The 23,813-nt window shown below is 40.2% G+C and carries 25 protein-coding genes; 9 read left to right on the top strand and 16 right to left on the bottom strand.

Features of this window, described 5'->3' with window-relative positions; genetic code table 11:
• Positions 1 to 2: 2 nt before the first annotated feature.
• The gene (locus BUB93_RS08870) at positions 3 to 1,412 is read right to left on the bottom strand and encodes a PTS mannitol transporter subunit IIBC (RefSeq protein WP_073271209.1); all 1,410 of its coding nucleotides are present in this window, start codon (positions 1,410 to 1,412) and stop codon (positions 3 to 5) included.
• A 175-nt stretch (positions 1,413 to 1,587) separates the two neighbouring features.
• On the opposite strand from BUB93_RS08870, the gene BUB93_RS08865 reads away from it, so the two are divergent.
• Positions 1,588 to 1,827, top strand: a complete 240-nt coding sequence (locus BUB93_RS08865) for a hypothetical protein (RefSeq protein WP_073271207.1) — start codon at positions 1,588 to 1,590, stop codon at positions 1,825 to 1,827.
• Between the two features lie 3 nt (positions 1,828 to 1,830).
• On the opposite strand, the gene BUB93_RS08860 is transcribed toward BUB93_RS08865, so the two are convergent.
• A complete protein-coding gene (locus BUB93_RS08860; protein ID WP_073271205.1) occupies positions 1,831 to 2,025 on the bottom strand; it encodes a helix-turn-helix domain-containing protein in 195 nt (64 codons plus the stop codon).
• A gap of 248 nt (positions 2,026 to 2,273) precedes the next feature.
• Between BUB93_RS08860 and BUB93_RS08855 the strand changes: the two genes are divergently transcribed.
• The 4 genes from BUB93_RS08855 (at position 2,274) to BUB93_RS08840 (ending at position 4,864) form a co-directional block, all read left to right on the top strand.
• Complete coding sequence (locus BUB93_RS08855; RefSeq protein WP_073271203.1) at positions 2,274 to 2,630, top strand: helix-turn-helix domain-containing protein; 357 nt, start codon at positions 2,274 to 2,276, stop codon at positions 2,628 to 2,630.
• A gap of 163 nt (positions 2,631 to 2,793) precedes the next feature.
• A complete protein-coding gene (locus tag BUB93_RS08850; protein WP_073271201.1) occupies positions 2,794 to 3,471 on the top strand; it encodes a JAB domain-containing protein in 678 nt (225 codons plus the stop codon).
• Positions 3,472 to 3,518: 47 nt separating this feature from the next.
• Entirely contained in the window at positions 3,519 to 4,394 is an 876-nt protein-coding gene (locus tag BUB93_RS08845; RefSeq protein ID WP_073271199.1) for a YihY/virulence factor BrkB family protein, read from the top strand.
• A gap of 116 nt (positions 4,395 to 4,510) precedes the next feature.
• Positions 4,511 to 4,864, top strand: a complete 354-nt coding sequence (locus BUB93_RS08840) for a hypothetical protein (RefSeq protein WP_073271195.1) — start codon at positions 4,511 to 4,513, stop codon at positions 4,862 to 4,864.
• 101 nt (positions 4,865 to 4,965) lie between these two features.
• Here BUB93_RS08840 and BUB93_RS08835 read toward each other — a convergent pair whose 3' ends face one another.
• From BUB93_RS08835 to BUB93_RS08815, 5 genes are all read right to left on the bottom strand, one after another.
• Entirely contained in the window at positions 4,966 to 5,136 is a 171-nt protein-coding gene (locus tag BUB93_RS08835; protein ID WP_278278384.1) for a hypothetical protein, read from the bottom strand.
• Between the two features lie 114 nt (positions 5,137 to 5,250).
• The gene (locus tag BUB93_RS08830; protein ID WP_084117173.1) at positions 5,251 to 6,255 is read right to left on the bottom strand and encodes a uroporphyrinogen decarboxylase family protein; all 1,005 of its coding nucleotides are present in this window, start codon (positions 6,253 to 6,255) and stop codon (positions 5,251 to 5,253) included.
• 75 nt (positions 6,256 to 6,330) lie between these two features.
• Positions 6,331 to 7,254 (bottom strand): DUF697 domain-containing protein, encoded by a 924-nt coding sequence (locus BUB93_RS08825; protein WP_073271191.1) that lies wholly within the window; start codon positions 7,252 to 7,254, stop codon positions 6,331 to 6,333.
• A 14-nt stretch (positions 7,255 to 7,268) separates the two neighbouring features.
• The gene (locus BUB93_RS08820) at positions 7,269 to 7,847 is read right to left on the bottom strand and encodes a protein-L-isoaspartate(D-aspartate) O-methyltransferase (protein WP_073271189.1); all 579 of its coding nucleotides are present in this window, start codon (positions 7,845 to 7,847) and stop codon (positions 7,269 to 7,271) included.
• 2 nt (positions 7,848 to 7,849) lie between these two features.
• Positions 7,850 to 8,983, bottom strand: coding sequence for a site-2 protease family protein (locus tag BUB93_RS08815; protein WP_073271187.1), 1,134 nt, complete (start codon positions 8,981 to 8,983; stop codon positions 7,850 to 7,852).
• A gap of 208 nt (positions 8,984 to 9,191) precedes the next feature.
• Between BUB93_RS08815 and BUB93_RS08810 the strand changes: the two genes are divergently transcribed.
• Positions 9,192 to 11,894 (top strand): cation-transporting P-type ATPase, encoded by a 2,703-nt coding sequence (locus tag BUB93_RS08810; protein ID WP_073271185.1) that lies wholly within the window; start codon positions 9,192 to 9,194, stop codon positions 11,892 to 11,894.
• Between the two features lie 29 nt (positions 11,895 to 11,923).
• Here the strand turns inward: BUB93_RS08810 and BUB93_RS08805 are convergent, their stop codons facing one another.
• Positions 11,924 to 12,814: a metallophosphoesterase family protein gene (locus tag BUB93_RS08805; protein ID WP_073271183.1), complete on the bottom strand. Its 891-nt coding sequence runs from the start codon at positions 12,812 to 12,814 to the stop codon at positions 11,924 to 11,926.
• Between the two features lie 29 nt (positions 12,815 to 12,843).
• On the bottom strand, positions 12,844 to 13,935 hold the full coding sequence (msrB, locus tag BUB93_RS08800) for a peptide-methionine (R)-S-oxide reductase MsrB (RefSeq protein ID WP_073271181.1): 1,092 nt from the start codon (positions 13,933 to 13,935) through the stop codon (positions 12,844 to 12,846).
• Between the two features lie 248 nt (positions 13,936 to 14,183).
• Here msrB and BUB93_RS08795 point away from each other — a divergent pair, with 248 nt between their 5' ends.
• Positions 14,184 to 15,053 carry an alpha/beta hydrolase gene (locus BUB93_RS08795; protein WP_073271179.1) on the top strand — a complete coding sequence of 290 codons (870 nt, stop codon included), beginning with the start codon at positions 14,184 to 14,186 and terminating at the stop codon, positions 15,051 to 15,053.
• A gap of 48 nt (positions 15,054 to 15,101) precedes the next feature.
• Here the strand turns inward: BUB93_RS08795 and BUB93_RS08790 are convergent, their stop codons facing one another.
• The 3 genes from BUB93_RS08790 to BUB93_RS08780 form a co-directional block, all read right to left on the bottom strand.
• A complete protein-coding gene (locus BUB93_RS08790) occupies positions 15,102 to 15,776 on the bottom strand; it encodes an NAD(P)H-dependent oxidoreductase (RefSeq protein WP_073271177.1) in 675 nt (224 codons plus the stop codon).
• A 48-nt stretch (positions 15,777 to 15,824) separates the two neighbouring features.
• Positions 15,825 to 16,145, bottom strand: a complete 321-nt coding sequence (locus tag BUB93_RS08785) for an antibiotic biosynthesis monooxygenase (protein WP_073271175.1) — start codon at positions 16,143 to 16,145, stop codon at positions 15,825 to 15,827.
• A 95-nt stretch (positions 16,146 to 16,240) separates the two neighbouring features.
• The gene (locus BUB93_RS08780) at positions 16,241 to 17,602 is read right to left on the bottom strand and encodes a PTS galactitol transporter subunit IIC (protein WP_073271173.1); all 1,362 of its coding nucleotides are present in this window, start codon (positions 17,600 to 17,602) and stop codon (positions 16,241 to 16,243) included.
• A 236-nt stretch (positions 17,603 to 17,838) separates the two neighbouring features.
• On the opposite strand from BUB93_RS08780, the gene BUB93_RS08775 reads away from it, so the two are divergent.
• On the top strand, positions 17,839 to 18,453 hold the full coding sequence (locus tag BUB93_RS08775) for a TetR/AcrR family transcriptional regulator (protein ID WP_073271171.1): 615 nt from the start codon (positions 17,839 to 17,841) through the stop codon (positions 18,451 to 18,453).
• 6 nt (positions 18,454 to 18,459) lie between these two features.
• A complete protein-coding gene (locus BUB93_RS08770; RefSeq protein WP_073271169.1) occupies positions 18,460 to 19,320 on the top strand; it encodes a hypothetical protein in 861 nt (286 codons plus the stop codon).
• 48 nt (positions 19,321 to 19,368) lie between these two features.
• Here the strand turns inward: BUB93_RS08770 and BUB93_RS08765 are convergent, their stop codons facing one another.
• The 4 genes from BUB93_RS08765 to BUB93_RS08750 form a co-directional block, all read right to left on the bottom strand.
• Positions 19,369 to 20,190: an ion transporter gene (locus BUB93_RS08765; protein ID WP_073271167.1), complete on the bottom strand. Its 822-nt coding sequence runs from the start codon at positions 20,188 to 20,190 to the stop codon at positions 19,369 to 19,371.
• Between the two features lie 159 nt (positions 20,191 to 20,349).
• Positions 20,350 to 21,660 carry a DUF4179 domain-containing protein gene (locus tag BUB93_RS08760; RefSeq protein WP_073271165.1) on the bottom strand — a complete coding sequence of 437 codons (1,311 nt, stop codon included), beginning with the start codon at positions 21,658 to 21,660 and terminating at the stop codon, positions 20,350 to 20,352.
• Positions 21,650 to 22,168, bottom strand: a complete 519-nt coding sequence (locus tag BUB93_RS08755; protein WP_242945456.1) for an RNA polymerase sigma factor — start codon at positions 22,166 to 22,168, stop codon at positions 21,650 to 21,652. The genes BUB93_RS08760 and BUB93_RS08755 overlap by 11 nt, the downstream gene beginning before the upstream one ends.
• A gap of 143 nt (positions 22,169 to 22,311) precedes the next feature.
• On the bottom strand, positions 22,312 to 23,244 hold the full coding sequence (locus BUB93_RS08750; RefSeq protein ID WP_073271163.1) for an SGNH/GDSL hydrolase family protein: 933 nt from the start codon (positions 23,242 to 23,244) through the stop codon (positions 22,312 to 22,314).
• Positions 23,245 to 23,813 lie beyond the last annotated feature (569 nt).

Below are 23,813 nucleotides of genomic sequence, written 5' to 3'. Positions count from 1 at the left end.
TACTATTCCCCCGATAGCCTTTCAGTCAATTCGTCATATTTCGGACTTCCAAGGAAGTTATCAACAGATACGTGTTCTGCATTTGGAGCTATTTGCCTAGCTCTGTCCGTTAAGGATTTTTGGGTAATCACTATGTCTACATCCTGTGGTATCTCGTTTACTGCGACATTAGTCACCTCTATATCTAGTCCTGCGCTTTTAAACTTTTTACTTAGTAGAGATGCTCCCATGGCACTTGATCCCATACCGGCATCGCAGGCAAACACTACTTTCTTCACTTCTGAAGCTTCTTTTTTAACAAATTGTGACACGCTGCTTTTTTTGCCTTTGAGGCTTTCCATCTTTTCTGTTGCTTTTTGAAGATCTTCTTCATCAGGCTTCTTGCCGCTTTTTAGAAGAGCCGAAGCAATAAGGAATGACACCACGGTACCTACCAACACGCCAGCCAAAACTCCTAAATGATCACCCCTAGGCGTCATAGCCATGTATGCAAATATGCTTCCTGGTGAAGGTGTTGCTACAAGTCCTGAACCAAATATGGTGAATGTAAATACTGCACTTACACCTCCGCCGATAGCCGCTAGTATCAATTTTGGGTTCATCAATATATATGGGAAGTAAATTTCATGTATTCCTCCAAGGAAGTGAATTATCATCGCTCCTGGCGCAGACTGCTTAGCATTGCCTTTACCTGCAAACCAGTACGCTAGAAGAATTCCAAGGCCTGGACCCGGATTTGTCTCAAGTAGGAAAAATATGGACTTCCCAAGTTCTGCAGACTGCTCGATTCCTATTGGTCCAAGTACTCCGTGGTTTATGGCGTTGTTCAAAAACAATACTTTTGCAGGTTCGATGAATATGTTTGCAAGGGGCAAGAGTCCTGCGTTTACGATTGCCTCTACTCCTGCAGCCAGTGCTCTGTTTAGCCCCAGAACAGCTGGTCCTATTCCTATAAGTCCTAGAAGGGCCATTACTCCCGCGAATATTCCTGCGGAGAAGTTATTTACCAGCATTTCAAATCCTGTAGGGATTTTTCCTTCAAGCATGCCGTCGATTTTCTTGATACCATACCCTGCAAGAGGTCCCATCAGCATAGCTCCCAAGAACATGGGGATATCTGCTCCAACGATTACACCCATTGTCGCTGCAGCGCCTACTACCCCGCCTCTTACGTCATGGACCATCTTTCCTCCTGTATAGCCTATCATAATAGGAAGAAGATATATAATCATAGGGCCTACCAATTCTGCAAAGGTTTCGTTTGGCCACCATCCTGTTGGTATGAAAAGTGCTGTTATAAGTCCCCAAGCAATAAATGCTCCAATATTCGGCATGATCATTCCGCTTAAGAATCTTCCAAAGCTCTGAATCTTTACCGACATTCCGGATCTGTTTTCGACATTGTCATTCATAGTTTATACCTCCTAAAGTTTTTCTTTAACTGAATTATATCACCGGGTAAATAACCATATAATCAAAAGTTCCTGCAAAACTGTCATAAAAGAGATGACAATTTTACAGGATGGCATTTTAAGATTCAATTCATTTGTGGTATAATGAAGTACATAATTCCTTTTGGAGGTTTCCATGTTTGATAGTATAATAAGTATGATCAGCGGCAAATATGACGCATTTACGATAGAAGAATTTGAAAATAAGATTGTGTATACCCTCGTAAGCAACGACAGGAGCGATTTTGAACATATCAAAAACAGGCTAAAAGAACGTGTCGGCAAAAGCATTTGCCTCAACAGCCTTGATCGTTATGAAATAGAAGTTATCGATGAGCTCGGCTTCAATAAAATCGTTTTTAAAAAGCTTTTGTAAGAATCATTTAGACCAGATGTCCAACACATCTTTGATCAGCGGAAGATATTTTTCCCCTGATCTTTTTCCGTATAGTATCATGCTCAAATAAACCTTGCTTGTACCTACTTCACTGGCAAGCTCATTTTGAGTCTTTCCCAGTTCAATAAGCCTCTTTTTTACTTCAATACCAAACGGAGTCAATTTTTGTTCCGCCATAAAACATCCCCCCTTATTGACTATACGTTACATATACCCCTTTTGTCTTTTCTATACCCACACATAAAAAAATGCAACTTTCCTTCTGTTTTTCACGAAAATATTTGAGCTATCATTTTTAATAAAATGTGATAAAATGATAGATAATAGATAGGTTTCAATGCTTTCATTTTATCCTACACTTGTGAACGTGTCAATTATTTCGTTCTCACAAGCGATAAAGCATGACTATCCTGGGAGGTAATTAGATGAACAACGAATTTTCCGGCGTAGGAGAAAGACTCCGCCAGTTACTTAAAAAAAATAAATTAAAGCAAGTGGATGTTTGCTACGCTGCCGGGATATCCAAAAATGCCATGAGCAATTACATCAGCGGCAACAGAGTCCCGGACACCAAAGCACTGTATAAGCTTTCAAAAGTATTTACTGTATCGATGGAGTGGCTCCTAACCGGCGATGAAAATGTGACCACCATAGCCCTAGGCCAAACCGAAAAAAGCATGCTGGATCTATTCCGGGGATTGTCTCACGAAGACAGGGAAGAGATAATTATGCTTATCGACCTTAAATACCACAGATCCAGAAGTAAAAAAGGAAACAAATAATTTATACTGGGAGATTTTTTATTTTTGCTTGTTATGATTAACTTTTTTATCAAAACTTGCTAAGCTTTTAAGTTTATGCAAGTTTATCCCTTATTATTTTTGCCTTCTATGTCATATTATGATATCTTAGACATATAAAAAAATAATTTAACAGGAGATCTCTATGTCGCAAAAAATTCATACAGGTCACAGGCAGCGCATGAAAAACAGATATATCAAAGAAGGGCTGGATCATTTTGAAGACCATCAAGTTTTAGAAATGTTGCTTTTCTTTTCGGTTCCTAGAAAGGACACAAACGAGTTGGCTCACAGGATGCTTAAAGAATTCGGAAGCCTCTCCACCCTTTTCGAGTCAACACCGGAAGAAATCTCTCGCAGATGCGATGTTACCCAAAATACAGCCGTATTGGTTTCTATGATTCCCTCTTTGGCTAAAAGGTACTTCAAGGGACGGTGGGGAGAAAAGCCACTTCTCAACAGCTCCACCAAGGCTGGCCAGTATGCAGTTTCTCTCTTCACTGGTCTCAAATACGAAGCTTTTTATATCATTTGCCTGGATTCTCAAAACAAGGCAAGCCACGCAGCCAAAGTGCATGAAGGCACCATAAATGAAGCTCCTGTTTATCCCAGGCTTATCGTAGAGACGGCCTTAAGGCATCAAGCCAACAGCGTCATACTATCCCACAACCATCCCGGCGGAAGCCTCAAGCCCTCCAACGCAGATATAGAAGTCACAAAGCGGATCATCTCTGCAATGGAAGCAATTTCAATAAAGGTAGTTGACCATATAATAGTGGCAGGCGAGCTCTATTACAGCTTTGCCGAAAATGGCAGACTTTAGAACTTTATGTTAAACTGTAAGTATAATATCTCACGGGAGGTACTCTTATGGTTAAAATCAACAGCCCCAAGAAATTTTTACTGGCCTTGTTAAAACGAATAGACGAAGACAATATAGTCGCATTTGCTTATCAACTTACATACAGCTTGCTCCTTGCGGTATTTCCATTCTTAATATTTCTATTCACTTTAATCGGATACAGCGACCTTGACTCCAGTGCCATTTTATCCACTTTAGACAGCTCCCTGCCTGACAACGTATTCAATATGATAAACGACCTAGTTACAGATATAGTCGACAGCCAAAGAGGCGGGCTTATGTCCTTCTCTGTATTTCTATCCGTTTATTCCGCAGCCGGCGGATTCAGGGCTTTTATGAAGGGTACAAACAAGGCACTTGGCATTAATGACGAGCGATCTTTGCCACTTAAGTATCTGTTATCTATCTTTTGGGTCGTTTTATTTGCACTTACGATACTTTTAGCCTTGATAGGCATAGTCTTTGGACAGCAGTTGCTCGACCTGGCATCGTATTATTTCCCAAAGCTTCCTTTTGAAGGCTTGGTAGATCTGCTTCGAGTAATACTTCCAGTCGTCTTTATCTTTATGCTCATTCTAGCTTTTTATATTTTTGTGCCAGCGAAAAAAGTGAAATTCAGATATGCTTTTCCCGGCGCTATATTTTCTACTTTTACCTGGACTGTATTTACATTGGTTTTTCAAAAATACGTGGACAATTTCGCCAACTACTCTCGTTTCTACGGAGCTTTGGGGGCAGTGATAGCTTTGATGCTTTGGCTTTTGCTGACTTCATTGATTCTACTGCTGGGGGTGGAGTTAAATGCCATGCTCATTGAAACAAAAAACATCGACGATCCGTTTATGTATCCTGTTAAAAACATTAAACAAAGGCTCCGAAGATAAAAACTTTAATTATATTTTTAAAAAAAGTAATCTGATAAATTGTTAACGGGGAATTATTGTGATACAATTATCAATATAGTTAAATTTATAACAAAACCTATCAAGGAGGAATTACATTGACAAAAAAAGTATCCCACACGAAATTCAAAGCATTGCTTGTAGCATACAAGGAGCTAGATCCTGAAATCTATACCGAACTTTCGAATCATTTCATATCCACCATCAAAAGCCCTTCAGATGTCATTTCTTCACTGGGCATCAGTGAAAGAAGCGCTATTGGCTTGTCATACAGAATAGCCTTGTACAAAAGGTGGTTTAAAGATGCTTCTCTCGAAAAGCTAAACCAAGGCTATCATCTTGGCATAATCGAAATACCCGCCTCTTACGGCGACGAAACAGAATCCTTTGTCAAGGATTTTGACAAAATATTCGGTGACCATGTCATTATCGTAAGTACAGAGGAGTTTTAAATATTTTCCCATTTTTTAAAACCTTCCCTTTGATGAAAAGGGAAGGTTTTAATAGGTACAGCTTTTTCAACACCGGAATTATTTCTGTGCAATCCCCTTTCTCAAAGTGTAATCCGCTTCTTTTTCTGCGAAAAAATCAACATGCTTACTTGAAATCCCATGCCAAAGTTCGGAACATAGCTGTCGTGCACGATATCAACATGGTATGCGTCAATATCAACTCTCACAAGCTTCGCCACCTGATCCTTGAGCGAACCATAATCGGTGCACATCATTGAAGCGAATAATATTTTTCCATCTTAGCCTTCCTCATATCAAATCATTACCTTAACACTATGCTATAGTCTCAAACATAATGATATGCTTTAAATCGCCTTGTAGGCATGTTATTGATTTTTAAAAACGTCTACCAACGCCAAAAAGTTCTCAACCGGTATATCCTGAGGCATCCTATGAGTAGGAGATGCGATATATCCTCCGTCTTTCCCTAAAATAGACATGGTTTCCCTTGCTTTAGCTTTTACCTCATCAGGAGACGCATAAGGCAGAAGCCTTTGCGTGCTGATGGCACCCCAAAATGCCAGATCCTTACCGTATTGGCTTTTAAGCTTTTTTAAATCGTATATTTCTGGCTGTATAGTATTATACACATCTAGTCCAATCTCGACAAAATCCTCCAGTATCAGGTTGTTGTCCCCACAGGAATGTTGTATTACGACTTTGCCCTTTTTCTTAACCTCTTCATATTGTTTTGCCAGTAGCGGCTTAATGTACTTTCGCCACATAGTAGGCCCCATTATCAGACCTCTCTGCTGTCCGTAATCATCTCCGAAATAAAATCCGTCTATATCATACTCCATGGCTATTTTTATTCTCTTCATGTTAAACTCGAATATTTTTTCAAACAGGGCGTAGGTAAACTCCGGATTTTCTATCATATCCATCAAAATATTCATCATGCCTCTTAGTGACCAAGCCCTTTCGTAAAGATTATAGCTTATCTTGCAAATTTTAAAGGTGTCCCTCCCATTTGAAAGAGTCTTTTCTATCTCTTGTCGCAAAAGCTCTTCCTGAACTTGGGGAAATTCATACATGTCAATATCCGGTTTTTTAAAGATAACCTCAGCCGGGATGCCGATATCCTTGTCGTGTCCCGTCCTGTCCCAAACGACTCCAAACTCGTCTTGGTAAAAACCATCTCTTATCCAGATTCCTCCAGCGTTCAAGTTAATCTTTTCAATATGGTTGTCTGCATAGTCAAAAATCTCATCCGGGGTCATACCAAGCTCTCTGCAAAGGATTTCAAGGATATCTTTAGTAAATTCGATGGTGTGGGGAATTTTGTCTGTTCTCTTGTGGTTGATAGCGTCAAGAACTCTTTCTTTCTTCATCAAAACAACTCCTCCCGTTATATGAAAAAATTCAATATTTGATTCAATGGAATATCTAAACTCTAAATGAGCCTTTCAGGCTCCTTGCTTGCTGCCTTTTGTCATTCTGCGCAGCATCATTTCGATAGCTTTTCCAAATCCTCTTGGCACTGCAGATACGCTCCTAGGCAGTACCTCTTTGACCAGCGTCTGCCTTGATCGCCTTCTTACGTATCGCCTAAAGCCTTTAGCTTTAGTCTTGTTTGGATCCAAGAGAGCTGTTTTCGCCGCATACCCTATCTTCAGAGTGACAAATGCGCTTAATGTCCCCTGTATCAGCGAATCCATAGTCTTTGACAGAATCTTGCCTGCGGCTACGTCTCCAAATGATTCCAGCATCTCTTCTAAGTATTCATTTATCTCAAGTTCCTCAAGCTGATTTACCACAAATGCAGTTAAGAATACATTTCTGAAGATTTTAGCTATATTCATCACGCTTGGTCTGATTCCAAATAACTTAACCATGCTCCCCACCATCTTTACGTTATAGTAAATGACGGCTGCTACATCAATTAATCCATTTGGAGATATCGCTGTTGTCAAAAAAGTGAGCAGGGAGCTTTGCACTATGGTTTCGTCAGCTTGTCTTTCCTTCTCCGCAATTAATCTTACCAAAGCCTCTTTGAGCTCATCTTCTTTTTTGCCTTCAAGCCTTTTTATGTCTTCTTCGTCTCTAGACAATGCTCTTTTGAACTTTTCCAGCTCGCTGTTATCCGGCTCCGCATTCTCACCTCTTAATAGAGATGAATAATCATATACCGGCGATTTTATAATCCACCATATGGGAACAGTCCCTATCCATAATGCGAATACGCCAATTAGGACATAAAACACCCCCGATAAATAAGGATGAACAGAACTTAATCTCTCACCCATTTCAATTACATTATTTAGAAGCGTCATCATTAAAAAAAACGACAGCAATATTACAAGTCCGGTTAGCCAATGACTTCTCTTCACATTTTATCTCCCATCTATTCGTACTTTCCTACAAGGGGAACGAAACTTACATATTCTTTAACAGAAGTGTCCAGCTTGCCCATTGAGTCTTTTTCTATCAGCGTTAGTTCCTGCACTCTTCCATTGCCGATTGGAATCACCATCTTCCCCTCTTCCCCCAGTTGAGCGATTAGGGAAGGGGGAACCATAATTGCCGCAGCAGTAACCATTATCCGATCAAATGGCGCTTTTTCCTTCCAACCCATAGTGCCATCTCCAAGCTTAAATGATATATTGTCAAACCCCATCTCTCCCAGTCTTTTAACGGCCTTATCGTGCAACTTTTTTATTCTCTCTACAGTATAAACTTCCTTTGCTCCGCTTGCAAGAAGCGCTGTCTGAAAGCCGCTGCCGGTGCCTATCTCCAGCACCTTGGAGTCCGTCTTTAAATCTAGCATGATCGTCATTGCGAGCACTAAGGACGGCTGTGATATGGTCTGACCGTATCCAATGGGAAAGGGCCCGTCAACATGTGCAAACTCTTGGCATTCCTCCATAAACAGTCTTCTATCCAGCCTGTTGAAAAGCTCTTTTATTCTTACCCTGTTATCCACATCTATCTCTCCTTGCCATCAAGCTGCGCATTTATTCTTATGTAGTTTAAGATATCCGTACGGGAAACTATGCCCAGCATATTGCCATCCTCCATAACCAGCACCCGTCCGACTCCGTTTTTGAATACCTTCTCCATGGCAGTTGAAACAGTATCTCTAGGAGATACCACAAAATCCTCTGTTAACTTTCGGGATATGCTTCCTACCGTTGTTTCGTCCCAAATAGCTCTATCCACTTTTTTAATTTCATCGATAGTAACGATTCCCATAACCTCGTCTAATCTCATTACAGGAAACATTGAAAACTTATACTTGTAATAATACTCCTCCACAAGCTGCTGAAGGTTCACGTAATATTCCACTGCAACTATATTTTCAGTCATAAATTTGTTAACGCATATCTTGTTGAACATGTCGTTCATTAACACATGCTGGTAACTCGATTGTGACGCCTGGGTTATGAACCATCCTATAAAAAGAAACCATACCCCATTGAAGAGATTCCCTGCCAATGCCAAAAAAACACCATTGAAAATCAGGAAGTACCCAAAAAAGCTCCCTAGGGAAGACGCGATCTTTGTTGCCTTCTGCATGTCACCCTTTACTTTCCATATTATAGCCCTTAAGACCCTTCCACCATCCAACGGAAATGCCGGAACCATGTTAAATATAGCAAGTATTATATTTACAGTTGCCAGGTAAGTAAATGGCACCACAAAGTACTCCTGTGCTCCGGCTGCAGTAAGAACATTAGCTGTCAAAAAAAACAGAGCTGATAAGGCTACGCTCATTGCCGGACCGGCTATGGCAATCTTTAACTCTTGTACAGGGTCATCGACCTCTTTTTCTATCTGTGCCATGCCACCGAATATGAAAAGAGTTATCCTCTTAACCTCTAAGCCTAGCTTGATGGATACAAGAGAGTGTGACAGCTCGTGAAGAAGCACTGAGGCAAAGAACATCACAGTCATAATAGCCGCCAGCATCCAATTTAAAGCCGCATCCCACTCGGGGAAATTTACCGGAAAATAGCTTGTTGCAAGCATGAAGGTAAGAAGCGCAAAAATCACAAGCCAGCTGATGTTGATCTCGATTGATATTCCTTTTATTTTGCCTATTACAATAGAACCTTTCATATGATTGACTCCTCACTTTTATTTTTTTGTATCCTTTAATACTATTTACCCTTAGGCGCAGGAAAAACACAGGCGGCATAAAGAAATCCACATACTTACGCTCAAAGCGGACTGTTTTAAAATTTTAAACAATTTTTTGTTACAAATACCCACAATAGAGGTATAAAGTACTTAGTAGACATTTAAGCAGTGAAAGGAGCGATTCAACATGGGGAGAGACGAACCCGCAAACAACGAAAACCAAGTCTTTTGGGAATCTCTATCCGTCGAGGAAGTCTTAAGCAAGCTGGACACTGACCTAGAAGGACTTACCGATAACGAGGCAAAAGCCAGACTTGAAAAGTACGGCCTGAATAAATTGCCTGAAAAAAAAGGTCCCAGCGCTATAAAACGCTTTCTTATGCAATTTAACAACGCCCTCATTTACGTTTTGCTCGCAGCCGCTATCCTAACTGCAGTTTTGGGCCACTGGATAGACACATGGGTAATTATCGGAGTTGTTATCATCAATGCATTAATAGGATACATACAGGAGGACAAAGCTCAAAAAGCACTCGATGGAATCAAGCATATGCTATCTTTAAAAGCTTCCATTTTAAGAGCCGGCAGCAGGCAGACTATACCCGCCGAGGAAATCGTTCCAGGAGAGATTGTGATTTTATCCCCGGGAGACAAAATTCCCGCAGACCTTCGTTTGACTGAAATCACTGCCAATTTCAGAGTGGAGGAAGCATCTCTTACAGGAGAGTCCGAAGCAGTAAAAAAATCCATTGATCCGGTATCTGAAGGAACCGTTCTTGCAGAAAGGAAGTCAATGGTGTACACGGGAACCACTGTAAGGGCGGGCAGCGCTAAAGGGGTTGCCTCAGCAACCGGAACCGATACCGAGCTTGGCAAGATAAATAAGATGCTTTCGGAGACAGAAACCATGGCTACGCCTCTAATCAGAAAAATTAATAAATTTGGAAAATATTTATCCATTTTTATTATAATCTTTTCGCTAGCCCTATTCGCTTTTGGTTATTTCTTGCGTGATTTTACAATTGCCGAAATTTCTTTAGCTGTTATTGGTCTAGCGGTTTCAGCTATTCCCGAAGGACTCCCTGCCATACTTACCATAACCCTGGCAATAGGCGTTCAGCGTATGGCTGCTAGAGATGCTATAATAAGGCGCCTGCCTTCAGTAGAAACCCTAGGTTCTGTAACGGTCATTTGCTCTGACAAGACTGGCACGCTGACGAAAAACGAAATGACCGCAACTACTATCTACACCATGGCCGGTGAGTATACCGTTAAAGGCTCAGGCTATTCGCCTGAAGGGTCTATTATCAGAGAGGGTTCCCCTGTAGATTTATCTACAGATACGATACTAGAAAAGCTGATTCAGTCTGCATATCTTTGCAACGATTCTCAACTCAAGCAAGATGAAAGCGGAAACTGGGATGTCAAGGGAACTCCTACAGAAGGCGCCTTGATGGCTCTTTCCAAAAAATCAGGAAAGCTTGACTTTGAAACCAAGCGACTGGCGCTGATCCCTTTCGACTCCGAGTATAAATACATGTCAACTTTAAATGTAGTAGAAGGAAAAAGCTTCATATTTGTAAACGGAGCTCCAGACCAGCTGTTATCCATGTGCTTACAGCAGCTGGGCAAATCAGGGCCTGAGGATCTTAAAAAAGATCTTTGGCAGGAGCATATCGAAAACGGTGCTTCAAAAGGTCTTAGGATGCTTGGTTGCGCTTACAAAGAGGTGGGTGGAGAAAAGACCGACCTTACCCATTCAGACCTTGAAGAAGGCTTAATCCTAATAGGCGTGACCGGGGTTATGGACCCCCCTCGTCCCGAGGCCATAGAAGCTATACGCTTAAGCCAAAACGCGGGTATTAGGATAAAGATGATCACCGGAGACCATATACTTACAGCCAAGATGATCGGTAAAAAAATGGGCATAGATGCCCATGACAAAGTAATAAGCGGAAGCGAACTGGAAGATATGTCTGACACCGAGCTCCGACAAGCTGTTAAAGACTGTGATATCTTCGCGCGTACCAGCCCGGAACATAAGCTGAGAATCGTGGATGCCCTTCAAAAAAATGGTGAAATATGCGCGATGACAGGTGACGGGGTAAATGACGCTCCCGCACTTAAAAAGGCGGATATCGGCATAGCAATGGGAATCAAAGGAACGGAGGTTACAAAGGACAGTGCAGCGATGGTCCTTGCCGATGACAATTTCGCTTCCATAGTCGCTGCCGTTGAGGAAGGAAGGACAATATACGACAACATACGAAAAACCTTGCTTTTCATATTGCCCACAAATGGAGCCGAAGCTTTTGTAGTTCTATCTGCAATAATATTAGGGCAGACCCTTCCCATATCTCCCGTTCAAATACTCTGGGTAAACATGGTTACGGCAGTCTCACTCGGCCTTGCCCTTGCCTTTGAACCGACTGAGAGCAATACTATGAAAAAGCCTCCTCGCGATCCTGAAGAAGGCATACTTGGCACCTATTTTATATTTCGGATACTATTTGTTTCTTTGATCATAGGCGGATTTACCCTTTATGCTTTTAAAAGCGAAATCGGGAACGGCACCAGCCTGGAAACTGCCCAGACAATTGCGGTTAATACTTTGGTCTTCGGAGAGATCTTCTATTTATTTAATTGTCGGAAGATCAATGAGACCTCTTTTAGCAATAAGTTCTTCAACAATAAGGTGGCTTTGGGCGCTGCGTTGATAGTAGTCATTGCCCAAGTTGGTTTTACTTACCTCCCTTTCTTGAATATCTGGTTTGGCACCTCGGGCGTAAATCTTTCGGATTGGATTTTACCGGTCATCTGCGGCTTTGGAGTTTTAGTAGCCGTTGAACTAGAAAAAAGCATCACCAAGAAACTTGGCCGAAAGGCGTAAAAAAAAGCCTGTGACAAGCACAGGCTTTTTTAATACATAAAATCTGCAAGTGGGCTCGGACCCTTGACCACGCTTCTTTGAACGGTAAGCGATCCTATCGGGTCAGGTCTGATATGCCATTTGACAAGAGCTATAGTGCCTTCTTGAATTTCAATTCCTGTTATCCCAAGAGGAAAAACACAGGCACCTGTATTAAAATAGGATTCCCCTGAATTGCTTACAAATTTAGGTCTGTGTGTGTGTCCGGCTATGAGCATTATTTCGTGCTGTCGTATCCACTTTGAGTAATTCCTTTCTATCTTGTGGCACTTATGCATGTTCTTTGAAGGGCTTGACGGGTTTCTAAAACCAACTATATGAAAGTAGTGCCAAAGGTGCCTGTTTAAAAATTTTGTTATGGGCCATATATGATCGTTTAAGAAATCTCCTTGATGCCCATGCACTATAAATATCTCTTTTTTATTTTCTGAGTGCTCGAGCACTACAGCTTCGTACACTTTAAGCCCAGGAAATAACACATCGAATGTGTCTTCGTATATATCGTAAAACTTGTACAAATTGTCCTCTACATAGTCCTCGAATTTAAGATCCATATTATGATTTCCATATAGCATATAGAACCTGTCTTTTCTGTAAAATTCACTGATCAAGGTGTATATGTCTCCATAGGCCCTGATTATGTATTTAAAAATCTCATGTTCCCAAAGTTCATCCCCATCTCCAGCTTCAATATATGTAAAATCATTTTCCAGGTAATAGTTAAGTGCGTGCTGGTATATGTTTTGGTTGTGGGAAAACTCGTCTGACAGGCTATTGTCCCCTCTGTGGACATCGCTGAATATTATAAACTTTGAATCGTCGTCAAACTCCACTCTTAGAGCATTCTCATATGCTTCGGTAAGTCTTTGCATTGTTCTCATATAATCACTCCGATCAGCTTATCTGCGTATTATTCAAACAAAACCTTTAACCTTCCGTATCCTCTCTCGTCCATTTCTCCATATGAAATAAAATCCAAAGCAGCACTGTTGATGCAAAATCTCAGTCCACCTTCCTCCACAGGTCCGTCTCTAAATACATGCCCCAAGTGAGATCCACCGACTCTGCTTCTTACTTCTACTCTTTCCATCCCAAAATTTTGGTCCCTGTAGTATTTTACTGTGTATTTATCTATCGGTTCTGTAAAGCTTGGCCACCCGGTCCCGCTATCGTACTTGTATTTCGACAAGAACAAAGGCTCCCCAGTTACGATGTCTACGTACAAACCCTTTTCCTTATTATCCCAGTATCTGTTTTGAAAAGCCGCTTCAGTTCCCTTTCTCTGGGTGACTTCAAACTGCAATGGCGTAAGCATCTGCTTTATTTCTTTCTCTCCAGGCTTGGGATAGTCCAATGGATTTACAACTGGCTTCTCATTAGGTATCACTGACAAGTTAACGTGACAGTACCCTCCGGGATTCTCATAAAGATAATCTTGATGGTAATCTTCAGCCAGAACGAAATTTTTCAAGGCTTCTATTTCTGTCACAATAGGCTTTGCGTGCTTTAGCTGCTCCTTCTCAGTCACCCCTAGGATTGTATCCAAATCTGCCTCATACGAATAATAAATCCCGCTTCTATACTGGGTTCCTCTGTCATTTCCCTGTCTGTTCAGACTTGTCGGTTCAATTATCCCGTAATAATAAGTCACTAAATCCTCCAGTGTGATCCTTTCGGGGTCGTAGACGATTTTTACAGTTTCCGCATGTCCAGTGGAGTCTATCCTGCGATAGCTCGTGTCCTCTCCTATTCCGTTTGCATATCCTACGCTGGTATATTCAACTCCGATTATTCTTGAAAAGTAGGCTTCCACTCCCCAAAAACAGCCTCCCGCCAAATAAATATTCTTGTACCTGCTGTTATCGTAATCCGGCAGAAAATCCTCTTGAGACAACTCATCCTCATCTTGATCATTACTTGATCGGTCAAAGAACATAAATCCTGTTACTATCAGACCCGAAACTGCAATTATCATTATCAATTTAGCTAATGCTGGATTCATTTTTCCTTCCTCCCTGGCAATAGTGCCAAACTTCTTATTGGTATAATTATACCCTCGCCTATAGAAAATAACCGCAGGTTAATACAGTAAAAAACAAGAGCTTCTTCAAAACTAGGAATCAGTTCTCTTCTTCGAGCTCTTCTATGAGAACTTTTGATTAGAAATAAACGCCATGCTGCTTTTTAGGTTTTGACAAGTACAAAATGGGTATACGAAAGTTATAAGATCTAGCTATTGGAGGGATAGAAATGGAAAGCAAAATTATTTCGTCTTATGACGGAACCAAACTCTTCTTGAAAAAAGAAGTACCTGTAAACCCTAAGGCAATCGTCTTAATTGTACATGGACTTTGTGAGCATCAAGGCAGGTACAATTACCTTACTCAAAAGCTCAATGAAAAAGGTTTCGGTGTCTACCGCTTTGATCACAGAGGTCATGGCAAGTCAGAAGGTCCCAAAGTTTACTACGACGACTATACACAAATATTTGAAGATGTGAATGTGGTCGTGGAATTGATAAAAAACGAAAATCCTCACCTAGCTGTTTTTTTAATTGGCCACAGCATGGGAGGTTATGCTGGGGCATTATATGGCAGTAATTACCCATACAAGATTGACGGCTATATTTTATCAGGAGCCCTTACCCGCAACAATGCCAATATTGGCGCTGAACTGGATAGAGACCTGGACCCAAAGACATACTTTCCAAATGAGCTAGGACCTGGAATCTGTAGTAATCCCAAGGTGGTAGAGGCCTATGTCAAGGATCCTTTGGTGGAAAAAGAAATCTCTGCAGGACTTTTTTATTCTCTCTTTAACGGTCTTGACTGGTTGAAAGAAAATGGACATAGATTCCTGGATCCGGTTATAATATTGCACGGAGGAAATGACGGTCTTGTCAGCAATAAAGATTCCAGAGATTTTTATGGAGATATAGCTTCAGAAGACAAGACATTAAAAATATACGCAAAGCTCTATCATGAAATATTTAACGAATATAGCCGGGATGAAGTAATCGGGGATGTTTTGTTCTGGCTTGAAAAGCAGCTTGATCCTCGACACATGGCGATTTCATACGCAACTTCGGACGATAGCATGATAGCCGACATGGGGATATGAATAATGGATAACAGCAGATTAAAGCTCCGGGGTAACCGGAGCTTTCTGTTATTCTATAATTTCTAAAACTTCTTCAACTTTTCTTCTGGTTTTTGGCCTGTGTTCCCTATTAGTATAGCCAAATGCCACCATGCAGCAGAGTCCAAAATGCTCAGGATCGATTATCCTTTCTTCTATTAAGACCCTCTCGAGATTGTCTCGGTGGAATCCCTCGATTGGAGTTGAATCCACTCCCAATACTGCTGCCGCTGTTAACATGTTTGCAAGTGCAATGTAGGTATTCTTGCATGCCCAGTCAAACAGGGCTCTATCGCTTTCAAAAAGCTTAAAATCTTCTATCTGAAAGTTCTTATACTTTATTTTTCTAGGTTCTCTCAGTTCATCCGAAAACCCTTGGATGTCTTTTTGTATATACTCTATGTAATCAGAATCATATCTCAAGTCCTTTGGGCTTCGGGTCAGTATCACCAAAAAGTGGCTTGCGCCTTCCAGGCTCTTCTCGCCACCCCAAGCATGTGGCTTAATCTTTTCTTTGACGTCTTCGTTGTTTATTAATACGAACTTCCACGGTTCAAATCCCATAGAGCTAGGTGCAAGCCTTCCTGCTTCGATAATCGCATTAAAATCTTCGTCTGAGACCCTTTTTTCAGGATCGAACCCTTTGCATGTATACCTATTTTGGTAAAGATTAATTATAAATTTTCTTTTTTCATCTTGATTCATGTAATTATCCTCCTGATCGTTTCCTGCACCATTGCTTTATAAAACTTGTCACTTCAACGTCTTCCAGGCTTCGATTTCTTCCGGCGCCACCGCGTTAAATGTCATGCCTTCTCTTGGTTTTGCCATCCAGTCGGCAACCTTCTCCCTCCAAGTGAGATACTGCTCCGTTTCCTTGTGGGCCTTGGCCCCTTCCTCAGACATGTACGCTTCATAGAGTGTAAATAAGTTGGGATCCTCCTTGCTTTGAAGCAAGTCAAAACGAAGGTTCTCTTCCTCGTGAATCGATTTGTTGTGATTTTCAACTGTTGCTTTTATGAAGTCCTCTGCATAACCTTCCTTAACAAATACCTTTACAACTGTCACTATCATTATTCCTTCCCCCTTAATCGTTATATATTAAAATTTTATTTGTCCTTAAGTTTTGTGTCAATGCTATATGAATTATAGTTTCGAATCATTGTCCTTTATTTCTCAGCATTCCTAAGAATTCTAGCTCGGTTCCATAGGGACATGCAAATAGCAACAACAGCGAACACTGCTGCGCTGACAGTGCTTCCCAGCATTTTTGCAATCCTGACGAATGCCCAAGGCAATGGATTCCCGCCATCGCATATAGACGAAATGTATTCAACTCCCTCAGGTATTTCAACAGCTGCCTGAATTGCCGCTTGTGTATGAAGAGGTGCCAAATTGGTTGCGATTAATAAACCCGCAGATATAATCGCCAATCCTACAATAAAGGTTCTGAATGCATTTCCTTTGCAGATTGGAACTACATATATCAGCGCAAAAGGAATCCCAGCCAAATCAGCAAATGGAATCAGCTGGTTTCCTGGCAGTATAAGAGCCAACAATATTGTCATGGGCGTTAGGATCAACGCCACTGCCAGAGTTATAGGATGACCAAGTGCAATTGCAGCATCCATCCCTATATAAATTTTCCTCCTATTTGAAAATTTATTTTGAATAAAACCTTGAGCTGCTTCTGACACAGGCATTAAGCCTTCCATCAATATTGATGCCATCTTAGGAATAAGCACCAATACGGCTCCCATAGTAATCGCCAACTGGAAATTGGTTGCATAGTCTGCTATTCCATAAGCCAGTACTCCTACTGCGAATCCAATGAGGGTTCCAATTAAAACAGGCTCTCCAAAAACTCCCATCTTGCTTTCGATTTTCTTCGCATCGATATCAATTTTATTTACCAGGGGTATAAAATCAATCAATTTGTTTACTATAAGCGCTATGGGAGCATAAGCCGCTGCAAATCCATGGGGAAGAGATATTCCAGACAATCCGTTATACTTTTCAAACATCGGGGCCGCAACATCAGCTATAACCATAATGATTACCATATTGATTGCAGCTGCATATATCCCCCATCCTACGCTGTCTGTCATTATAGCAACCAATGATCCTGTAAAAGCAAAGTGCCAATAATTCCATATATCGATATTAATCGTTTCTGTCGTATTGGTCAGAAGCATCAATATGTTGATAATTAATCCTACGGGTATCATCATAGCGCCAACCTTAGTCCCAAATGCAATGGCAGCGGCGGCTGGCCAGCCTACATCGATAACGTTCAGATTCAAGCCTGCATTCTCCACCATTTGTTGAGCAGCCGGACCTAAGGTCGATCCCAGCAACCCTATCATTGTATTAAGGCCTATGAACCCTACCCCCACCAACAATCCCGCTCTAAGAGCTTTGCCAAATCTCGCTCCAAGAGCCATTGCGAAAATAGCGATAATAATCGGCATCATAACGCTTGCGCCTAATCCACTCAGAACATCGAAAAATTCAATAACAAATCCCACCATTTATCTCCCCTTTTAAAGGCTGATTCTATGTTACCCCTCATCTGAGGCTATGCCTTGAATTAACCACTTTGACTGCTCCTATAAGTCAAATTCTATTCTAGAACCTCTGAGGTGTCAATCCGATACTTTTTCATTTAAACTTTAAAAATAACTTTGCATTTTAATATATTATATGATATATTCACTATTGAACAGTGTTCAATTTAAAATCAACGTTAGATAAGGAGGAATGTTTCGTGGGAACAAAGGAGCGTCGCGAGACGGAAATAGAGGCATTTAGGTCAAAAATTTTTGATGCTGCCAGCAGGATACTGATAGACGAGGGCTATGAAAAGCTCTCAATCCGAAAAATAGCAAAGATTATCGATTACTCTCCGGGAGCCATCTATCATTATTTCAGCAGCAAAGCAGAGATACTTCTAATGCTATATGAAGAAAACGAAAAGAAAATTGCTGAAAAGTTAATTGAAATCCCAATCGATGAATCAAATCCGGAAGATACTTATGTAAATGTAATAAAAACCTTTATCAATCTTACCCTTGAAGCCCCGGACCATTACACAGCGGTGTTTCTTAATCCGATAGAGATACTTCAAGATAAGGTAGGCATGCTGCGAGAAGAGAATATATCAGAGAATTTCCTGCGGCTGTACAAAGTTGGAATCGAGGCAGGAAAGTTTGATCCCAATGACTTTAAAACCAAGATACAACTTATTTGGATATACACCAACGGCCTCATTTCTAGGCTGGTTCTTGAAGATGATATCAGCATCGAGCGTAGAAATTTGCTTATAGAAAAGCACTGTTCTTATATCAGAGACATGCTGCTATTAAAAAATAATAAGGAGTAGAAGAAAATGAAAAACCCCAAAATAACGCTTGCCCTGATTTCGTTGATAATTATATTATCCGCAATTGCCTCTATAACAGGCATCTTCTCCAGTGACGGCTTTGAAAGTTTTACATTCGAATCCATACATGGTGAAGAGACTATCGTTTATGGAAAAGGTTTATATGGTTATATGCCAGAAGACGTAGCGGTGCAAGGCATCGCCCAAGACTACGTAACATTATTCATCGGCATTCCGATGCTCATTATTGGAATGTATTTTTCTTTAAAAGGTTCCTTCAAGGGCAGGTTCATCCTCGCCGGAACTGTTGGTTATTTTTTTGTTACGTATCTTTTCTACATGCTAATGGCAATGTACAATGAGTATTTTTTAATATTTGTTTCTCTAGCTGGATTATCCTTCTATGCCTTGGCTATTTTGTTGCTTTCGTTCGAACTAAAAAGTATCCGTTCCCTATTCAATTCGGATACCCAAGTTAAGCTTCCGGGAATATTCCTTGTGATCAACGGATTCAACATCGCTTTTTTATGGCTGAGCATCGTCGTCCCTCCTTTGCTGGATGGAACCATATATCCTAGCGGCCTCGGATACTTCACTACGCTTGTAGTGCAAGGCTTAGATCTTTCTTTGCTTCTTCCAATGTCGATAATAATTGGCATTCTATTGATTAAGAAGAACTCTTATGGATATCTATTTGGCCCAATCTATCTCGTTTTCTTATCAATACTGATGGTAGCATTAGTGGCAAAGATAATTGCAATTGGTTTGACAGGTGGAACGATTTTCCCTGCTGTGATAATTATCCCCCTCACAATGATCATTGCTTTTTACAGCGCGTATTCTCTAATTAAAAATTTGAATTCCTGATTCCTTTATTCTTAAAATTGAATCTGGACTTTAAAAGAGGGGAAAGCTTTAAAGCTTTCCCCCACATTTATCGCAGTAAACTGCATCCTCTTTATGGCTTTTCCTGCCACATGTTACACATGTTGCAGATGTTTTTGCTTCCCTTGCCTTTCTGTCCACCAGAGCAATTTCACTTGTTATAATCCCGGTTGGGACAGCGATTATTCCATAACCTACGATCATCAGCATGCTTGCCAAGGTCTTCCCGTAAGGGGTCTGAGGCGATATATCTCCGTATCCTACTGTAGAAACCGTCACCACCGCCCAGTACATAGACTCAGGTATGCTCACAAAACCGTTTTCCGGTCCTTCAATTATGTACATCAGCGCCCCTACGACTACTATTACAAAAAATATCGTGAACAAAAATACCGTAATTTTCGCCCTGCTAGCTCTAAGGGCTTTTAACAGGTTGCCTGAAGCCTCGACATACCTGCCCATTTTCAAAATGCTAAATAGCCTAAGCAGCCTAAAAGTTCTGAATAGAGCCAACAGCCTTATGCTTGGCATAAAAATGCTTATATACGCTGGAAGTATAGCCATCATATCTACTACTCCAAAAAAGCTAGCAACATATTTCTTTTTATTCTCCACTATCAAGATTCGAAGTATATACTCGAACGTAAAGAGAACCACGAAGACCCATTGCAAAGTCATTAATATCTCCCCTATGGAAATTCTGATGGGTTCTACCGTTTCGGCGATTATTACTATGCTGTTTAAAACTATTGACACAACCATGACTATGTCAAAAACACGCCCCTGAATTGTATCGGATTCATTTATTATTTTGTAAAGATTCAATTGCCACTGCTTCTTTGTTTTATCCATATATATCCCCTTTAGATAGATGTAATTTTAGCTATGTTGAATGAATTCTACACTTTATATCATACTATTAATAGTATAAAATAAGACTAATTTCATCAAGGGGAATTTCACAAAAGCGTCTCTTGCCAGAGTAATGATTTCCCAGTAAACAGATCACATTCAGTTCACTTTAATCTTCACTGACTGGTACACATCCGTTTTATAAGTTATTCTTTTAATATTAAGGTTCATGTCCTCACCGCTTTTATCAAAATACATTGTTCTTGTTCGTTCTATCCTGCCTGATTTCAGCTTATCTGTTTGATTCTCAACAGTTTTCGCAAGTTCTGCTTTGGCTCCGTCTACCTCAAGAAACACTTCGCTTAAATACAAATGGTCCTCAGTCCTAATCTTTACACAGGTTTGAGAATCACTTTCCCACACATCCAGTATAGCAATATGCTGATTGTTAATCCCAATATTTTTTTCACCATTATCCATCGTCAGTGCAAAATTTTCATCAACATCATAATCTGCTGTGACGCTCTCTAATAATATCTGAATGCTTTTTGTATCTTCAGGCAATGCATCAAAATCCTGTTTAAATGTGATCCCCTTTGAATCTGTTTTTAAGCTTGATGATTGACTATCTACCTGCCTGCCGTTTGCCCATAGGCTCATTGAAATTGAGTTCGGTCTTATTCTATTGTCATACAATGAGTCCCTCGCAAGCTGAAAAATATTTTGTATGCTTCCTGTGATAGATGTTGCTGTAGGCGTTGCTATTAATTCATCGATCTTTATGTTTCTGTTTCCCACTTTAAAAGTGTGTGCGACAGATTTTTTTAATATCTTCCCCATAGCCTTACTTCTATCAATAATGACTTTGTCTTCAATTAAGTTAAATCCACTGTCGTCCATTGAATAAGACTCGATCTTTATTTGGCGTGTTAATGCCCGCGGAGGATCGTAATAGCTAACAAATTTTATTTCTCTATTATCTTCATCTAGGCTTCCAACAGAATGGTTGTGTTCAATGGTTTCAAAGAAGCCTTTTAAATATATGCTCGGAAGATTAAAAATTTTATCTGGATCGTCAAAATTCAAATCTCCGCTAAAAGTATAAAAGAGTATGAGGTTATTGTAATCAATCATCACACCATCTATGGTTAGGTTTACTCCGTTATCAAATGCATAAGTTGTTCCTATATCCTGTCCCAATCCGGAGTTGACCAATTCACTTACGGTGTCGGTCATCAATCCTTCAAAGCCTATCATTCTTTTTCCATAGTAAGCCAGGGTATTGAAATTGTATCCTGCCAAAAAAACTACCATAATTGCTGCTGCAGCCCTTAAAGCCCACCTATAATCCTGGGATTTTCTCTTTCTTTCTGCGTTAAGAGCAGTTTCTAGCCTTGGCTTAAGTTCTGCTGGAGCATTGATCTGATCTATCTGTTTTTTTTGTTCTCTAAGAGCTTTCTCAATATCCATCATATCCGCTCCCTTCCATCATAATCTTTAGTTTATTCAGAGCAGCATTAGATCGAGATTTTACAGTGCCAAGAGGTATCTTTAATATTTTTGAAATTGTATCATTGTCCATATCCAAATAGTATTTTAGCCTTATTATTTCCTGATGCTTTTCACTCAGCTTATTTACAGTGTTTTCCAAGACAATCCCGTCTTCTTGATCTTTGCTCCTTTGTTCAACATCAAATAATTCTGTTGAATCGATACGATTGCGATTTTTTAAGATGGTCTTGCAGCAATTCACCAATATGGTCTTGCTCCAGGAATAAAACGATTCGTCTTTTTTAAGTTTGCCTATTTTATTATAAAGAATAAGTGTCATATCCTGTATGGCATCCAAAGCATCATGTCTGTTCTTTAGATAAACATAAGCCAATTTATAATATTCATCCTGCTTTTGCATTATCAGCTCAAGCAGTGCTTGTTTGTCTTCATTTTTTGCTCTGATTACATATGCTTTTATGTCCAATGCCGCACCTCCTATGCTTATAAGAGTATTTTACACCTAAAAAGGTTCAAAAAAACAAAATAAAAAATAACCTGCAGCTAAATCTTATTTATAAGACTTGCAGCAGGTTACTTATAATAACATATAAGATTTGAAAAGATTTTTTATCTGGTTTTAGCACTTTCCCTTGCCAGCAGCCTGAAAATCCTCTGATGCCCATCAGAAGTAGGATGAGGGTCGATGCTTAGCGTGTCGTAAAGCAAGCTGAAGTTTACGCTTTTTGAATTTTTATTAAACTCGCTATATACATCAATTACGTCACATCCCGGAATACTAGCAAAGACTGTATTTATCTGTATTATCAGCCCTTCCATCATGGCAAATAGCTCCGGACTTTCATTGGCTATGACAGGATTATAAAGGTTGAGTGCTATGACTTTCGCAGTAGGATTTAATCCTCTAACTCTTCCTACAATCTCCGGCCAATCTTGGGTAAACTGTGCCGCTCCATTAATGAGAGCACCGTTTAAATCCGGTGAATTCATCAGCCCATATACCACTTGATTCCAAACATCCTCACCTACCAGCTTAATAACGTATTCCGTCAAGACGATAAAAGCCTTCAGCAGTTCATCAGAATCCGGATTTTCCCCGAGCTGTTCTTCCATCTGAGCCAAGAATATCTCAAACTCAATCTGCTGCTCCGGTGTCAAATATACTAGCAAGGCGTCAACCTCCGAAATCAATCCGAATATGATCGGACCTAAAAGATTGTTCCCGCCTATGCTTATAGTTATTATATCCGCTTGGGATACTGCGTATTGAAAACTTGAATTGGTCTTTAACTTCCCTAACAGATCTCCACTAGTCTCACCTGGGATCCCCAGGTTAAATGACTGGCTTGGCCCTAGAAACCTGTCGAATCTTTCAAAATAGCTTTTTCGGGGTTCAGCGCTCATTCCGTATGCTATGGAGTCACCTAAATTTACATAAACCGGTGTCTCCGGTAGATTCGCCAGCGGAGATGCCAGTGCCTGCATTGGGAAAGCTAGAACTATCAACATAGCCAACAATATAACTAAAAATTTTTTTTTCATAATGATCCCCCTTATAACAACAAAACAACCTCCAGAAAATCAGCCTATAGTGTTTGAACATTAACCACCCCCACTCCAACCTTATCATCATTAGGTTTCTTCTGAAGATTTTTAATTGCGTTATGAATATACCGGTGCTGAGACATGTTGATGTTTTGAAACCTCATGATAACATGGTCCGAATAATTTTTAGATGCGCAGTTGATTTATGTGATTTTATCCTTAGATATCAGTTGCCTAACTTATACCCTGTGTGAATATTAACAAACAATATTTGTCTTTAGTATTCAATTATCTGCACCTTAAAATTCCTATTATTGCGCCTACTTATGCATCGATTGCATCAAAATGGCTACCTAAATAGCTTTTGTGTATTATGAGCTTTTACCCCTTGTTTATTTTTTTTGTCATATTAAACCTGATTTTAAGCAATATTTCAGTCTGTTTCAATTCACGCCCCTGTGTAAGGGGCGACCATAAGTTTATGATAAATTGGGTGTATAATTAATATTTCAATCCACGCGTCCGCACGGTTGTAGTTCCCATGTAAGTTTTGGTATAGTAGATTT

It is taken from the genome of Alkalibacter saccharofermentans DSM 14828 (assembly GCF_900128885.1).
GTDB classification, from domain to species: Bacteria; Bacillota; Clostridia; order Eubacteriales; family Alkalibacteraceae; genus Alkalibacter; species Alkalibacter saccharofermentans.
Note: the sequence above shows the minus strand (reverse complement) of the source record. Positions and strands in the feature narration are given on the sequence as shown.